We start from the raw sequence: 14,274 nt of genomic DNA on the forward strand, positions 1-14,274 counted from the left end.
TTGCGTATATTTATTTACATTTGCTGTGCTACTCTATGCTACTTTGTGTGGTTTCGGCCTTAAACATTTTTCATATGAAATATATAATATCGTTAGATCAGGGCACTACCAGTTCCCGTGCATTACTTGTAGACCAAGAGGGTCAAATTCAAGGAATGGTTCAAAAGGAATTTAAGCAGATTTTCCCAAAATCAGGATGGGTAGAACATGACCCTAAAGAGATTTTAGAGACTCAGATGGGGGTTTTGGCAGAGTTGCTGAAGAAAGAAAAGGTAGAAGTTAAGGATATTGAAGCAATTGGTATTACCAACCAAAGGGAAACTACAATGGTTTGGGACAAAACCACAGGAGAGCCTGTGTATAATGCCATTGTTTGGCAAGATAAGCGCACGGCGGATATTTGTGAGCATTTAAAAAAGAGTGGCTTAACGGAGCATGTACGGCAAACGACCGGCCTTGTTATTGATTCTTATTTTTCAGGTACCAAGGTAAAATGGATATTGGATAATGTTGAAGGTGCTAGAGCGAAGGCTGAAAACGGCGATTTGCTTATGGGAACGGTAGATACATGGTTGGTTTGGAACATGACGGGTGGAACAAACCATGTAACGGACTATACCAATGCATCTAGAACCATGATTTATGATATCGTGAATTTAAAATGGGACGATAAGATGTTAAAAGCATTGGGTATCCCTAAATTAATGTTACCTGAGGTAAAGCCTTCTGCCTATCATTTTGGTGATTATGAGATAGACGGAAAGAAAATTCCAATTGCCGGTATTGCGGGAGATCAGCAGGCAGCACTTTTTGGACAAGCATGTTTTAATAAGGGTACGGCAAAGAATACCTACGGGACAGGTTGTTTTATGTTGATGAATACGGGTGAAACGCCACAATTTTCTAAAAACGGACTGCTTACTACCATTGCATATGGGTTAGACGGAAAAGTGAACTACGCACTAGAAGGCAGTATTTTTATTGCGGGTGCGGCGATCCAATGGCTTCGTGATGGATTAGAGTTGATAAAAGACGCTAAGGAAACCGAGGCGTTAGCAGATTCAGTTGAAGGAGAAAACCCAGTATATGTGGTTCCGGCTTTTGCCGGTTTGGGCGCTCCGTATTGGGATATGTATGCCAGAGGCGCAATTTTTGGATTGACCAGAGATACGGGTAAAGCTCATTTGGCCAAGGCTACGTTAGAATCATTGGCATATCAGACCAAGGATATCCTTAAGGCCATGGAAGATGATTCTGGAATTCAATTAAAAAACCTTCGGGTAGATGGCGGTGCATGTGCCAATAATCACTTAATGCAATTTCAGGCGGATATTTTGGATTCGGAGGTTCACCGGCCTGAAGTAATAGAATCTACGGCTATGGGGGCTGCGTTCTTGGCAGGTATTCAAGTGGGTCTATGGAAACAGGAAGATGTTGATCAAAATAGGCCTATGAACAGAATCTTTAAGCCTACCTTTGACCGTGTTAAACGGAAACGCCTGTACAAAAAATGGAAACAAGCCGTTGAGCGTACCAAAGGGTGGGATGACAAATAAACTATAGTTACAACTGTACAAAAAAAGCTATGAAAAATATAAGATTCTCTAATTTAGATAGAGCAAAAACAATACAGGAGTTAACCAATGATACCTATGACCTGGTGGTTATTGGTGGAGGTATTACGGGTGGTGGAATTGCACTGGATGCAGCTTCAAGAGGTTTAAAAGTTGCTTTGGTAGAAAAGGGCGATTTTGCATCGGGAACCAGTAGTAAATCTACCAAGTTAATTCACGGTGGATTACGGTATTTGAAACAATTTGACTTTTGGTTGGTAAAGGAAGTAGGGTCGGAGCGAGCTATTGTTCACAAACTGGCACCGCATTTAGTGCTACCTGAAAAAATGTTATTGCCACTTATTGAAAACGGTTCGTACGGCAAATGGCTTACCTCTATAGGGTTAAAAGTCTATGACATTTTAGCTCAGGTTACCGGCGAGGACAAACGTAAGATGCTGGAGAAGAAAGAGGCAATGAAACTAGAGCCTTTACTTCCAAAGAAAATAGTAAAGGGTGCAGGGTATTATGCGGAGTACCGTACGGATGATGCGCGTTTGACCATTGAAAACATTAAATCCAGTTTATTGTTCGGGGCCCAAGCCTTAAACTATGCATCTGTAGAAGACTTTGTTTATGTTGATGATAAAGTGGCCGGTGTTAAGGTAAAAGACGGTGTTAGCGGCGCAACCTTTAGTATCAAGTCTAAATATGTAATCAGCGCAGCTGGCCCATGGGTAGATGAGCTTAGAAGTACCAATAATTCTAAAAAGGGAAAACAGTTGCACCTAACCAAAGGCGTGCACCTTGTATTTCCAAAGGAGAAATTACCAATAAAACAATCGGTATATTTTGATGTTCCGGATGGTAGGATGATGTTCGCTATTCCGCGCGGAAAAATTACCTACGTAGGTACTACGGATACTAATTTTAACAAAGACAAGGATAACGTACGTACAGATTTGGCAGATGCTATTTATCTCATATCTGCGGTAAACAATATGTTCCCGAGCATAAACTTGGAAATGGAAGATATCATTTCTTCATGGGCAGGTTTACGACCGTTAATTCATGAAGAAGGAAAATCGGCTTCGGAATTATCCAGAAAAGATGAGATTTTTACTTCGGATACGGGTCTTATCAGTATTGCTGGTGGAAAACTTACCGGGTACCGTAAAATGGCGGAGCGTGTTGTAGATCGTATTGCCAAGAAGATGGAAGAGGAAGATGGTACGGAGTTAAAGGAATGTTTTACCGAGAAAATTTTCCTGTGCGGTAATGTTGATTTCAAGAAGTTCAAGCATGTAGAGAAATACATTGATGAAGTTTACGGCAGGATCAAACCGGATGGTTTTTCCAAGCATGATGCATGGTTCTTGGTAACCAACTACGGAAAACAGACAGAAATGATTCTAGAGAATTATTCTGGCGTAAAGGATGCCGATATATACGTACGCATGGCCAAGGCCGAGCTTCGTTTTGGTATTGATTTTGAAATGGTACAAAACCCAATGGATTTCTTCATTAGAAGAACCGGCAGGTTGTATTTTGATATTGACAGCGTTCGAGGTTTAATGGAACCTATTTTGGAAGAATTTAAATCTATTTACGCTGTAGATGACAATCAGATTTCTGAGTGGAGAGAAATTCTACTAAAGGAACTGGATGATCATTCTAATTTTACATTAGATAGAGTGTAGAACCATACAGTAAGAAGTTAATCAAGTTAAGTTGAGTAAAAGGCCGGTTCCGTTTTCCAAAGAAACGAGCCGGCCTTTTCATATACCAAATGGTTTTTTATCAATCTAACTTGTCCGTCAGGGTATTAAATACTTTTTTAGCGCTTTTGTTTTCATAAAGTACAGCATAAACGGCATCTATTATAGGCACTTTTACTGTCTTTTTAAACTTGGATTTTATCTCGTAGGCGCTCTTAGCGGCATAGTACCCTTCGGCTACCATACGCATTTCCATTTGTGCACTTTTAACGGTATAGCCCTTTCCTATCATATTCCCGAACATACGGTTACGGCTAAAAGTAGAATATCCGGTAACCAATAAATCGCCTAAATAGGCAGACTCGTTAATATTACGGTCTATTTTATGAATACGTTTCGTGTAACGTTTCATTTCACGAATAGCATTGCTCATAAGCACACTCTGAAAATTATCTCCATAGCCTAAACCGTGTGCAATACCGGCTGCAATTGCATAAATATTCTTAAGCATGGCCGCATACTCCGTTCCAATTATGTCATTGGTAACTTTGGTCTTAATGTAATGACTGCTCAGGTTTTGGGCTATGTATTGTGCTTTCTCGGTATCGGCACAAGCAATGGTCAAATAAGATAAGCGTTCTAGGGCAACCTCTTCGGCATGACATGGACCGGTAATAACCCCAATATTTTCAAAAGGAATATCATATTTCTCATGAAAATGATTGCCAACTATCAACCCGGATTCGGGAACAATACCTTTTATGGCAGAAAAAACAATTTTATCTTTTAATGAGGTGTTTATTTTTTTCAGCTCTCCTTCAACAAAGGCAGAGGGTATGGCAAATATTAAAATATCGGAATTGTCAACCGCTTTATTGATGTCATCAGTAAGTTCTAACTGATTGGTGTCAAAAGTAACCGAAGTTAAATAGTTAGGGTTGTGCTTTTGAATATTGATAAAACCTACGGCATCCGAATTGCGCATGTACCAACCTACCTTTTTTTGGTTTACACAGAGCATCTTAACAATGGCCGTAGCCCAACTTCCACCGCCTAACACTGTAAATTTTTGATTCATCGTTCTATATTATATGGCTTAGTTCCTGTTAAATGGTTGGTTACAAGTATTGGTTTTTTCTCTTGTACAAAGCTAGGGAAATTAAAAATTGAAACCTTAAGTACTGATTAATAGACTGTTAATAATAATGGCACGGTGCTTGTTTTGTATAGAGGGAATAGTAATACCAAGATTATGAAGACAAAACTACTTTTAACATCCATTTTTACGGCTTTTTTAATGACTTCGTGCTATACCGAAGTTATTGTAGAAGATGAATTTATAGAAGAACCGGTTTATAACACAGATCAAGTATTACAATCATATGACTTGTGGTACGTAGATATAAACGCTACAAGAGGAAATGGCGAAGTTCCTTTTTTACAACGTGCTTTTACCGTTTCTTTTGATAGAGGTACTATGTATGCCAACAATAATATAGTAGGCATTGGTAGAACCGGCAATGGTTTAGGAATAGACGTAGGTTATTACAGCACTATTCGTGGAGCGGTAGAAATTGATCATGATGTAGATGGCCCGTGGCTTTTAGATGTTTTTGCCGTAAACGGGAGTACTATAGAGCTCTATGACGGGCGTTCGGATACATCTTATTATTTAAAGGGATACCAAGTTGGTAATTTTGATTATGATATATTGTTTTACGAGAATATCAACTATTTTTTACAGGAGTACCATGCTTGGGAAAAAACATATACAAGTCTTGAAGGTGCCTTAAATGAGTTCGATAACGAGAACTTTTTGCAATTCAATCCTACCTTTTTTAGGTCGTCTGTAGACCCGGTTGGAACACCCTTGGTAAACCTTCAATGGGATTTTGAGGGAGAATACTCGGTGTATGACATAGAACACGATGAAACGCTTAAAACTTTAACACTGGCTTACCGTTCATCGAGCAATGATTACTTTGAATTGTACGTTATTAATGAGAGTACAATTGAACTTTATCACCCTAGTAGTAAAACAGTATATGAGTTTAGGGGAAAAGGATATCAAGAGTACTTAAAAGCCGGAAAAGGCGCAGTAGAAAAAAAGAGAAAAAAGACTTCTAATCCCATAATGAAGGTGAAAAGAAGTAGAGATATATAAACGTTTTTTGGTTGGTTATTTAGTTAGAAATCGCCCTGGGCTGCAATGCTTGGGGCGGTTTTTTTGTATGAAGTACCTTCGCTAAGGTGTTATAAGTTAATTTTTGCATGCCGTACACGCATATAAAATAGTTTCTGTACACCTAGGCAGCTAGGTCTCTGAGGTGTTGGTTAAACGGTCCTAGAAGCATTTGGTGTCATAAGTCTATGGCTTATAGGGTATTTTGATGTATTTTTGCCCGCTTAAAATCCCAATGTCGTGAAGAAGTATTTGAATTTGTTCGATTTTAAACAAAAGGTAGATTACAAGACCGAGATTCTTTCCGGTCTTACCGTTGCCTTGGCCTTGGTTCCTGAAGCTATTGCATTTGCCCTTATTCCGGGTTTTTCTCCTCTTACAGGACTATATGCGGCGTTTATTCTTTGTTTAGTAACCTCTATTTTTGGAGGTAGGCCTGGCATGATTTCCGGTGCTACAGGGGCAGTTGCCGTTATTTTTGTGGGATTGATTCTAGAATTAAAACGCAATTTCCCGGGAATTGAACCGGAAACCATATTGAATTACGTTTTTGCCACCGTAATTATTGCTGGTGTGCTACAGATTTTGGCCGGTGTGCTAAGATTGGGTAAATTCATCCGTTTGGTACCACACCCGGTAATGTTCGGTTTTGTAAACGGGTTGGCCATTATTATTTTTATGGCGCAGTTTCCTAATTTCTATCAGAAGGAAACGGGAGAATTGTTATCCGGTTCGCCTATGTACATAATGCTGGGGCTTACTTTGCTCACTATGTTGATTATTTGGGGCTTTCCTAAATTAACAAAGGCTATTCCTTCTTCATTATTGGCCATTGTTGTGGTTTCCGCCATAGTTATTGGATTTGGGGTAGATACGTTAACCGTTGCAGATACTATGGGGCCGGGAGAATCCATCAAAGGTGGTTTTCCACCATTATCCATTCCACAATTGCCAATGACGTTACAGACGCTTGGGATTATCTTTCCTTATGCCGCTATTGTTGCGGGTGTAGGGCTCATAGAAAGTTTGTTGACTTTGAACATTATAGACGAAATTACGGATACCCGTGGTAGCGGTAATAAAGAATGTGTAGCTCAAGGTACTGCCAATATCCTATCCGGATTTTTATCAGGAATGGGTGGTTGTGCTATGATCGGACAAAGTTTGATCAATACCTCTTCAGGAGCACGGGCAAGATTATCCGGTATTACTGCGGCTGTTATGCTTTTGGTGTTCATTATGTTCGGTTCTGGTCTTATTGAGCAATTGCCTATGGCCGCTTTGGTTGGGTTAATGTTTATGGTAGCCATTGGAACATTTGAATGGGCCAGCTTCAAGACTTTTGGAAAAATGCCAAAATCCGATGTAATTGTTATGGTTTTGGTGACCTTGATTACCGCTATAACCCACAATTTGGCTGTTGCGGTATTGTTAGGTGTTATAATTTCTGCATTGGCTTATTCTTGGGAAAATGCAAAACGAATTCGAGCGAGGAAATATATTGATGATAATGGTGTAAAGCACTACGAAATATACGGACCGTTATTTTTTGGTTCTACCACATTGTTTGCAGAGAAGTTTGATATTCAGAACGATCCCAATGAGGTTATCATTGACTTTAAAGAGAGCCGTGTTGCCGATATGTCCGGTATAGAAGCTTTGAACAAAATTACGGAGCGCTATGCCAAAGCCGGTAAAAAAATTCACTTGCGTCACTTAAGTAAGGACAGCTTTGGCCTCTTAAAGAATGCTAAGGACATTATAGATGTTAATGTGCTTGAAGACCCTACGTACAAGATAGCGGTAGACAAGACAAAGGCTTAGTATATTTTTGGCACGGTAAACTTGCTTTTACTCGCCACCATAAAGCTTATAGACTTCCGATCCGGCACTTAAAAATGCCCCGGTTCCGTAAACTTCGGTTTTATCGGGCCAGGCCTTTCCGGGTGCTGCTCCAATGGGTTGTACGTAACCTAACATGCCGTCTTTTGTTATATGGCTTACCATGGCGTTCCAGCCTTTTTTAACTGCCGGTTCATAGGTTTCTTTGTCCAGAACTCCATTGTTAATGCCCCACGCAAGACCATATACGTAAAAAGATGAACCGCTGGTTTCGGGTGTAGGATAAAATTCTTGGCCCAGAAGACTCATGGCCCAATGGCCTTTGGGTGTCTGGATGGTAATAAGTTTTTCGGCCATTTTTTTATAGATGTTCAAGAAATACATGTATTCTTCACTGTTTGGCTCAAGTTCGTTCATGATATTGACGAGTCCGGCAAATACCCAGCCATTTCCCCTGGACCAAAATACCTTAGTGCCGTTATCTAACTTATTAAAGTACCTTTCGTCACGATAATATAGGTTCTCTTCTTTGTCAAACAGAAAATCAGTTGAAGCCTTAAATTCTGTCATCATGAAATCCAGATATTTTTTCTCGCCTGTAATTTTATACAACTTGACCCAGACCGGAGGGGACATAAAAAGGGCATCGCACCAATTCCAACGGTCTTGATGATACGGAGTATCCCAGTTTAGGGCACTTTTGGAAGGATGGAATATTAAGAAGTTAAATTGCTCTTTGGTGGGAGCAATCATTTTTTCGTCTTTGTATTTTCTAAATAAATCTAGATACATCTGGCCAACAGCATGGTCATCTGCATGGTATTTTCTTTTGTATAGTTGCCATTCGTTTGTTTCACCAATATTCTTTAACCAAGAATAATAGCGGTCATCCTCTGCCATCGCTGCCCATTTTACCATACCTACGTAAAGTGCTGCATTGGTCCAATCTAAAGGGTGGTGGGGTTTTTTGTGTCCACTGTACAACCCTTCAAAATTAGCAATTTGCCAATCGGCAACGCGCTGCATATTTTCCTTTACTTTCTTTGGCTTTATTTTTTGAGCGGTTATCGTGTTCGTACACGAAAAAATAGTGATGACGATAAGAAAATGGCGTAACGTTTTCAATGTAAAGTGTTTTTAAGTTGATTGAGAGCTACTAATATATTCAAAAAAAATATGCCGTTACCCTAAAATATTAGGATAACGGCATAGGAATATAAAATTTTGGCTCTTAAAGTGTTCGCAGGTATTCCGCGACCGCTCTTGTGTCTTCTTCAGAAAGATTCTGATTTAGCATAATAGCGTTGTTGTATTCTTTAAGAAGGGCTTGTGCAATTGGATCCTCTTTCAACATTTTATCTGGGTTTGCAATCATGTTCATAACCCATGATGGACTTCTTCTTTCATAAACACCTTTTAATGCAGGGCCAATTAAACGTTTGTCTACCATGTGACAGGCGGTACATACCGCTTTGAACTTTGCCTCACCGGCCGCAGCCATTTCAGCATCAATATCAGCATCAAAAGAAATATCCTTGTATGGGCCTACTCCTTGGTTATCCATATCAACAGGAACGCCTTCAGACTTGGCTTCTACTGCTTTAGTTTCTGTTTTGGTTCTGTTCATTTCAAAACCACCCTTTTTTTCTTCCTTTTTCTCTTCGCCACAGCTGGCAAGCAGGGCACCAAGTGCCAATACGCTTAATAATTTTTTCATCTTGTGCTTTATTTCAATATTCGAGCCGAGTTAAGGGCTTTTTGTTCGCGATGCTAATATAACGATTCACTAAAATTAAACCATGTCTTGCACAAATTTAATTGCTGTTTTTTCTGAGTAATAGATGTTTGATGGCGCTACAAACCCCACGTGACCGCCAAAATTGGGTGTCTTTAAATAAAGGTTCGGAGTGTTTTCCGCCTCGGTGTACGGGTAGCATTCATCGCCCAAAAAAGAATCGTTTTTAGCATTGATGATTAAAGCGGGAATTTTAATATGGGGCAAAAATTGCCTGCAACTACATTTTGTGTAATAGTCAATGGCATTTTTAAAACCATGAGCCCGGCTGGTGTAGATATCGTCAAAATCTTTTAGGGTTTTAATAGCGCGCACATCTTTTTTTGAAATTTTATCCGGAAACAAATCTACTTTGTGCCATAATTTTTCAACCAAGTGTTTTTTAAAACGCTTGGAGTAGAGGTAGTTTTTCGTGGACATGAGTTCTTTTAAGGAACTATGAAGGTTGCAGGGCACAGAAACACCTATTACCGCCTTTATTTCCTTTGGGAGCGTACGGTCCTCACCGGCATATTTCATAGCCATGTTTCCACCTAAACTTACCCCTTTTATATAGATATGATCATACTTTTGTTTCTTCAGAATATATTGAACAACGGCATCTAAATCTTCGGTAGCGCCGGAATGGTAGGAACGAAAAAGGCGATTGGTCTCACCACTACAACCCCTAAAATTAACGGCGCAAGCATCAATGCCCGCCGTATTAAATGTTTTTGCACTTCCCGTAATGTACGGCCGTTGCGCGTTGCCTTCCAAGCCATGTAAAAGTATAACCACACTTTTAGAAGGGGTTTTGGAGTAACTCCAGTCTACATCAATAAAATCGCCATCTGCAAGTTCTAAACGTTCCCGCTGCTGTTCCAATCCTTCTATTCGTCTAAACAATCCCGAATAGACGGTAGATAGATGTCCGTTCTTAAAAAGTAATGTGGGATTATAATCGGAGTGGAGTAGTGGCATTTAATTATTCTTTTTTATTTCGACACAAATTTCCCCAATCAACTTTCTTACTTCGGATACTTTTCCAAAATCATAATCTGCTGCTGTATGGCAGATTTAAATTCGGTTTTTAGATCAGCAATTAATTCGGCTACGGGAAGCACATTCTCAATTGAAGCAGATCCCTGGCCTGCAGACCAAATGGTTTTCCATGCTTTTGCCTCGGTATTGAGCTCTTTTCCAAAATCTATTTTTGTGTCTTTTTTCAGGTCTTCCTCGGTTATTCCAGCAGCTTTTAGACTTGCTCCCAAGAAATTGGCATGAACGCCCGAGATGGATGCAGTATATACCACATCGTTTGCACCTGCATCAATAATCATTTTTTTGTATTCCGGTGTGGCTTTGCTTTCTTCGGTATTGATAAAGCGTGTGCCCATATAGGCCAAATCCGCCCCCATTTGTAATGCAGAAGCAATATCGCGCCCTGTACTGATACATCCGGAAAGAATTATGGTCTTGTGGAAGAACTTCTTTATTTCCGCCACCAAAGTCATAGGGTTTACCGTACCTGCATGGCCTCCGGCTCCAGCGGCAACAAGTATCAATCCGTCTACTCCAGCTTCTTGGGCCTTTTCGGCATGACGTTTTTTTATGATATCGTGAAAGACGAGTCCGCCATAACTGTGAATGGCATCTACAACCATAGACACGGCCCCTAAAGAGGTAATTACAATAGGCACTTTGTGTTTTATGCAGAGCTTAACATCTGCTTCAAGTCTTGGGTTGGTAGGGTGAACTATAAGGTTTACGCCAAAAGGTGCGGGTTTTTTACCGGTCTCTTTTTCAAAGGCGTCCAATTCTGTTTTGATTTCTATGAGCCATTCTTCAAAACCTTCACTTGTACGTTGGTTCAATGCCGGAAAAGTTCCAACAATACCGTTTTTACAACATTCAATAACCAGCTTGGGGCCAGATATTAAAAACATAGGGGCAGCAATGGCGGGTAATGCCAATTCGTTTATAAAAGAAGGTTTTGCGCTCATATCATTGGTTTTAGAAAGAATTGAAATTAGCTAAAAATATTTAAGGACATATATTCCTCTGTTTTTCAAAACTATGGTATTTTTGTTATTCTTATGCATGCATAATAAAATAATTCGTAAAAATATGTACCTAAAAGACTTTGAAATACGCTGGAGCGATGTTGATGCAAACCGCCATTTGGCCAATTCTGCCTATTTGAATTTTATGAGTCACGTTCGAATGACTTATTTAACCGAAATTGGTTTTGGTCATAAAGCATTGCTGGAAAAAGAGATAGGACCGGTGGTTTTTTATGAGCATATGTATTATTTTAAAGAGGCCTTTCCCGGTAGGCCCGTAAAGGTTTCAATGGAAATTATGGGGATGAGTGAAGACGGACAGTTTTTTGAATTCCATCATAATTTCTATGATTATAAAGGTCGAAATTTTGCGCATTGCGAGATGATGGGTGCTTGGATGGATTTAAAGACCAGAAAACTCACCGGTTTACCAAATGATCTCATGCAAAAATTTAGTGATGTTGAAAAGGGTGAAGGCTTTAGAATCCTTACCAAAGAAGATACTAGAAAGTTCGCTAGGGCTCCAAAGGATCTGGTTTAGGCTTTTTGCTTGCTAAATATACTCCCAAAAACACTAGGCAACCCGCTATTATCTTAAGTGTAGTAAGTTTGTCCTGACCCGTGGCAACCGCAAAGAGAATGCCTATTAATGGCTGAATATAAACGAACGCACTTAATGTAGAAGCTTTAAGTTGGGTTAATGCGAATATGTTGAACAGGTACGTACAAAATGTAGTTCCCAAAACAACAAAAGCAATTTTCCACAGGGCTTCAAACGGCAGATTGGGCCAGTCTATGTCTATAAGCTCCTGGTAGCCAAAAGGGAGACATATGAATATACCAAGCGTAAATAACCATTTCATAAAGGTAAACGGATGGTATTTTGCTATCAGGGTTTTTGCTCCAATAAGGTAAGACCCATAAAATACCGAGTTCATAAAAATCAGAAAATTCCCTAAAGGTATGTTAGGTGCATCCTGTCTAACTTCGCTACCAAAGAAAATAAGGCCCAAGGCACCTAAAAGACCAATAAGAATGCCCACCATTTTTTTGGGAATGATTTTTTCTTTGATTAGAACAGCTGAGAGCAATACCACAATAATTGGTGTGGTGGTTATTAAAACAGCACTGTTAATAGGTGTGGATAAGTCCAGTCCTTTAAAAAAAACGAGCATGTTAAAGCCCATACCTAAGAGTGCACAAATGAACATTCTAGGGTAGTCTTTTTTTTCTATTTTCTCCTTTGGACCAAAAACGGAAACACTCCAGAATAGTATTGAGGCTCCTATAACACGCAACATAATAAACCCAAAAGGTTGTACGTGGTTGGGCATTACACCTTTGGCAATGGTATGGTTTAAGGCATAGATAATGGTTGCACCAATTGCGGCTAATATGGCAAGGGTACGTTTGCTCACTGGTGTAGGGCATTTTTTGCCGCTTCCACTACTTTTTTGCTGTTGCCCACAAAGATTTGATCATCAATTAGAATTACAGGTCGCTTGAGGAACGTATAGTGCTCTAGAATCAAACCTTTCAATTCATTTTCCGAAGGCTGTTTTTCATGTAGCCCCATTTGTCTGTACAGACGGGCTCTTTTACTGAAAAGCGCCTCGTAGCTTCCGGCAAGTTTTTGCATCTCTTCTACTTGCTCGGCGGTCATGGCTTCCGTTTTAATGTCCTGAAGTACAAACCCGTCTAGAGGTTCCAATTCCTTAAGGATGCGTTTGCAGGTATCACAGGTGCTGAGGTAGTAAATCTTTTTCATCTTTCTTAACATAAAATCACTTTGCAAAGAAACCCAATTCAGTTCAATTGTACTATTTTTAACGTCCACTTTAAAATAAGAATGCTTTGGAAAAACTCTTTGATGTTATTTTACAGAATAGAAAACGCTTGTATATTATATTGACCGAAACCCCAAGAGAACAATTGCTGGAAATTCCAGAGGGTTTTAATAACAATATCTGGTGGAATATTGCCCATACCGTGATTACTACCCAAGTTTTAGTGTATAAATTCAGTAATCTTCAAATGCGGGTTTCGGATGAACTTGTTCAAAAGTTCATGAAAGGAACAAAACCAGATGGAACGGCAACTGAGGAGGAAATAATGATAATTGGAGATTTTCTAATATCTACCTTGGAATGGATTATGGAGGATTATGAAGCTGGTCTTTTTCAGGAGTATAATGAGTATACTACCAGTGCAGGAGTAACATTGGCATCTGCTGAAGATGCGCTAACCTTTAACCTGTATCATGAAGGGTTGCATATGGGAGCCATTATTGCCCTGCTTAAAGTAGTAGGGAGATAAGGATTAGGACTTGCTTTTGGCCAAGTAGGGCTTGGCATCCGCAAATGATAGGGTCAGAACAATGGGGCCATCTGCATACGAGGCAACCTCATAAGGGTTGTAAAGTAGCTTTATACCCTCCTCGGTAAATCCAATATTTTCGGGGAGGTAAAACATATCTCTTTCAAACATAAAACCTGTGCTGTTAATAGGGCCATCTAGAGGTATGTGTTCCTGGTTCCTGAATTTTTCTTCGGCAAATTTTTCAAAATCCTCACGGTCTTTAAAAATCTCCCAATTTTCAAGCTCTTTCCCTTTGTTTTTATCAAAATTCAGAAAATGTTGTGAGCTATAGCCATGAGCTCCCCCGGTAAAAATATAAGAGTTGAGTTCAACGGTCAGAAAATCGGCGTCTTCATATGAAACACTGCCTTCTATTTTTGCCTCCCAACTTGTAGCTTCTTCCGGATAAAGTTTTTTAAGTTCCCAGTACCCATTACTAAAGGACTCTACGGCATCTTTAATAGTGGTGGCCTCTAATTCGTCATCATAGTTTAGGGTTTCTATGATTTCTTCATTAATAGCATTGTTAATGTTGGTAGCTATTTTGGAGTCTTCGATTGCTTTGGGAATGTTGATTTCCACACTCGGACATTCGGAACAACGTGTCTCATCGAGTTTTAAGGTTTCAAACGTTAGTTTGTTCTCATTTTGACATCCAACAAGGGCTAAAAATAAAATGATATAGGTAACTTGGGTTCTCATAAAGGAATTTCATTGGGGTAAGCGGAAAAAATCTGGATTATCCTACATCAAAGATAACGATACATTTGAACCAATAATTATA

14 protein-coding genes are annotated in these 14,274 nt (G+C 39.5%); 6 read left to right on the top strand and 8 right to left on the bottom strand.

Annotated elements, in window-relative coordinates:
• Positions 1 to 74 precede the first annotated feature (74 nt).
• Both glpK and H9565_RS02860 read left to right on the top strand, forming a co-directional pair.
• The gene (gene glpK, locus H9565_RS02855) at positions 75 to 1,556 is read left to right on the top strand and encodes a glycerol kinase GlpK (RefSeq protein ID WP_215437262.1); all 1,482 of its coding nucleotides are present in this window, start codon (positions 75 to 77) and stop codon (positions 1,554 to 1,556) included.
• Positions 1,557 to 1,585: 29 nt separating this feature from the next.
• On the top strand, positions 1,586 to 3,253 hold the full coding sequence (locus H9565_RS02860) for a glycerol-3-phosphate dehydrogenase/oxidase (protein ID WP_215437264.1): 1,668 nt from the start codon (positions 1,586 to 1,588) through the stop codon (positions 3,251 to 3,253).
• Between the two features lie 100 nt (positions 3,254 to 3,353).
• On the opposite strand, the gene H9565_RS02865 is transcribed toward H9565_RS02860, so the two are convergent.
• Positions 3,354 to 4,349, bottom strand: a complete 996-nt coding sequence (locus H9565_RS02865) for an NAD(P)H-dependent glycerol-3-phosphate dehydrogenase (protein ID WP_215437267.1) — start codon at positions 4,347 to 4,349, stop codon at positions 3,354 to 3,356.
• Positions 4,350 to 4,523: 174 nt separating this feature from the next.
• Between H9565_RS02865 and H9565_RS02870 the strand changes: the two genes are divergently transcribed.
• Together H9565_RS02870 and H9565_RS02875 are read left to right on the top strand one after the other, a co-directional pair.
• Positions 4,524 to 5,435 carry a nicotinic acid mononucleotide adenyltransferase gene (locus H9565_RS02870; protein WP_215437270.1) on the top strand — a complete coding sequence of 304 codons (912 nt, stop codon included), beginning with the start codon at positions 4,524 to 4,526 and terminating at the stop codon, positions 5,433 to 5,435.
• Between the two features lie 258 nt (positions 5,436 to 5,693).
• Positions 5,694 to 7,277, top strand: a complete 1,584-nt coding sequence (locus H9565_RS02875; RefSeq protein ID WP_215437273.1) for a SulP family inorganic anion transporter — start codon at positions 5,694 to 5,696, stop codon at positions 7,275 to 7,277.
• Between the two features lie 27 nt (positions 7,278 to 7,304).
• On the opposite strand, the gene H9565_RS02880 is transcribed toward H9565_RS02875, so the two are convergent.
• The 4 genes from H9565_RS02880 to H9565_RS02895 form a co-directional block, all read right to left on the bottom strand.
• On the bottom strand, positions 7,305 to 8,420 hold the full coding sequence (locus tag H9565_RS02880; protein WP_215437275.1) for a glycoside hydrolase family 88/105 protein: 1,116 nt from the start codon (positions 8,418 to 8,420) through the stop codon (positions 7,305 to 7,307).
• Positions 8,421 to 8,526: 106 nt separating this feature from the next.
• Positions 8,527 to 9,012 (bottom strand): c-type cytochrome, encoded by a 486-nt coding sequence (locus tag H9565_RS02885; RefSeq protein WP_215437278.1) that lies wholly within the window; start codon positions 9,010 to 9,012, stop codon positions 8,527 to 8,529.
• Between the two features lie 75 nt (positions 9,013 to 9,087).
• On the bottom strand, positions 9,088 to 10,050 hold the full coding sequence (locus tag H9565_RS02890; protein ID WP_215437280.1) for a YheT family hydrolase: 963 nt from the start codon (positions 10,048 to 10,050) through the stop codon (positions 9,088 to 9,090).
• 47 nt (positions 10,051 to 10,097) lie between these two features.
• Positions 10,098 to 11,072: an NAD(P)H-dependent flavin oxidoreductase gene (locus tag H9565_RS02895; protein WP_215437282.1), complete on the bottom strand. Its 975-nt coding sequence runs from the start codon at positions 11,070 to 11,072 to the stop codon at positions 10,098 to 10,100.
• A 124-nt stretch (positions 11,073 to 11,196) separates the two neighbouring features.
• On the opposite strand from H9565_RS02895, the gene H9565_RS02900 reads away from it, so the two are divergent.
• Positions 11,197 to 11,673: an acyl-CoA thioesterase gene (locus H9565_RS02900; RefSeq protein WP_215437285.1), complete on the top strand. Its 477-nt coding sequence runs from the start codon at positions 11,197 to 11,199 to the stop codon at positions 11,671 to 11,673.
• On the opposite strand, the gene H9565_RS02905 is transcribed toward H9565_RS02900, so the two are convergent.
• A complete protein-coding gene (locus H9565_RS02905) occupies positions 11,648 to 12,550 on the bottom strand; it encodes a DMT family transporter (RefSeq protein ID WP_215437287.1) in 903 nt (300 codons plus the stop codon). The two genes, H9565_RS02900 and H9565_RS02905, sit on opposite strands and share 26 nt — an antisense overlap.
• Positions 12,547 to 12,900, bottom strand: a complete 354-nt coding sequence (locus H9565_RS02910; RefSeq protein ID WP_215437289.1) for an arsenate reductase family protein — start codon at positions 12,898 to 12,900, stop codon at positions 12,547 to 12,549. Before H9565_RS02910 ends, H9565_RS02905 begins: the two co-directional genes overlap by 4 nt.
• 86 nt (positions 12,901 to 12,986) lie before the next feature.
• On the opposite strand from H9565_RS02910, the gene H9565_RS02915 reads away from it, so the two are divergent.
• Entirely contained in the window at positions 12,987 to 13,448 is a 462-nt protein-coding gene (locus H9565_RS02915; protein WP_215437292.1) for a DinB family protein, read from the top strand.
• Positions 13,449 to 13,451: 3 nt separating this feature from the next.
• On the opposite strand, the gene H9565_RS02920 is transcribed toward H9565_RS02915, so the two are convergent.
• Positions 13,452 to 14,192 carry a DUF3298 and DUF4163 domain-containing protein gene (locus tag H9565_RS02920; RefSeq protein WP_215437295.1) on the bottom strand — a complete coding sequence of 247 codons (741 nt, stop codon included), beginning with the start codon at positions 14,190 to 14,192 and terminating at the stop codon, positions 13,452 to 13,454.
• Positions 14,193 to 14,274: the final 82 nt, after the last annotated feature.

It is taken from the genome of Zobellia russellii (assembly GCF_018728565.1).
Classification (GTDB): Bacteria; Bacteroidota; Bacteroidia; order Flavobacteriales; family Flavobacteriaceae; genus Zobellia; species Zobellia russellii.

Excerpts from the sequence above, each read along its gene's own strand:
- H9565_RS02910 (WP_215437289.1), bottom strand. The coding sequence starts at position 12,900 with ATGAAAAAGATTTACTACCTCAGCACCTGTGATACCTGCAAACGCATC.
- glpK (WP_215437262.1), top strand. The coding sequence starts at position 75 with ATGAAATATATAATATCGTTAGATCAGGGCACTACCAGTTCCCGTGCA.
- H9565_RS02865 (WP_215437267.1), bottom strand. The coding sequence starts at position 4,349 with ATGAATCAAAAATTTACAGTGTTAGGCGGTGGAAGTTGGGCTACGGCC.
- H9565_RS02870 (WP_215437270.1), top strand. The coding sequence starts at position 4,524 with ATGAAGACAAAACTACTTTTAACATCCATTTTTACGGCTTTTTTAATG.
- H9565_RS02885 (WP_215437278.1), bottom strand. The coding sequence starts at position 9,012 with ATGAAAAAATTATTAAGCGTATTGGCACTTGGTGCCCTGCTTGCCAGC.
- H9565_RS02895 (WP_215437282.1), bottom strand. The coding sequence starts at position 11,072 with ATGAGCGCAAAACCTTCTTTTATAAACGAATTGGCATTACCCGCCATT.
- H9565_RS02890 (WP_215437280.1), bottom strand. The coding sequence starts at position 10,050 with ATGCCACTACTCCACTCCGATTATAATCCCACATTACTTTTTAAGAAC.
- H9565_RS02860 (WP_215437264.1), top strand. The coding sequence starts at position 1,586 with ATGAAAAATATAAGATTCTCTAATTTAGATAGAGCAAAAACAATACAG.
- H9565_RS02900 (WP_215437285.1), top strand. The coding sequence starts at position 11,197 with ATGTACCTAAAAGACTTTGAAATACGCTGGAGCGATGTTGATGCAAAC.
- H9565_RS02920 (WP_215437295.1), bottom strand. The coding sequence starts at position 14,192 with ATGAGAACCCAAGTTACCTATATCATTTTATTTTTAGCCCTTGTTGGA.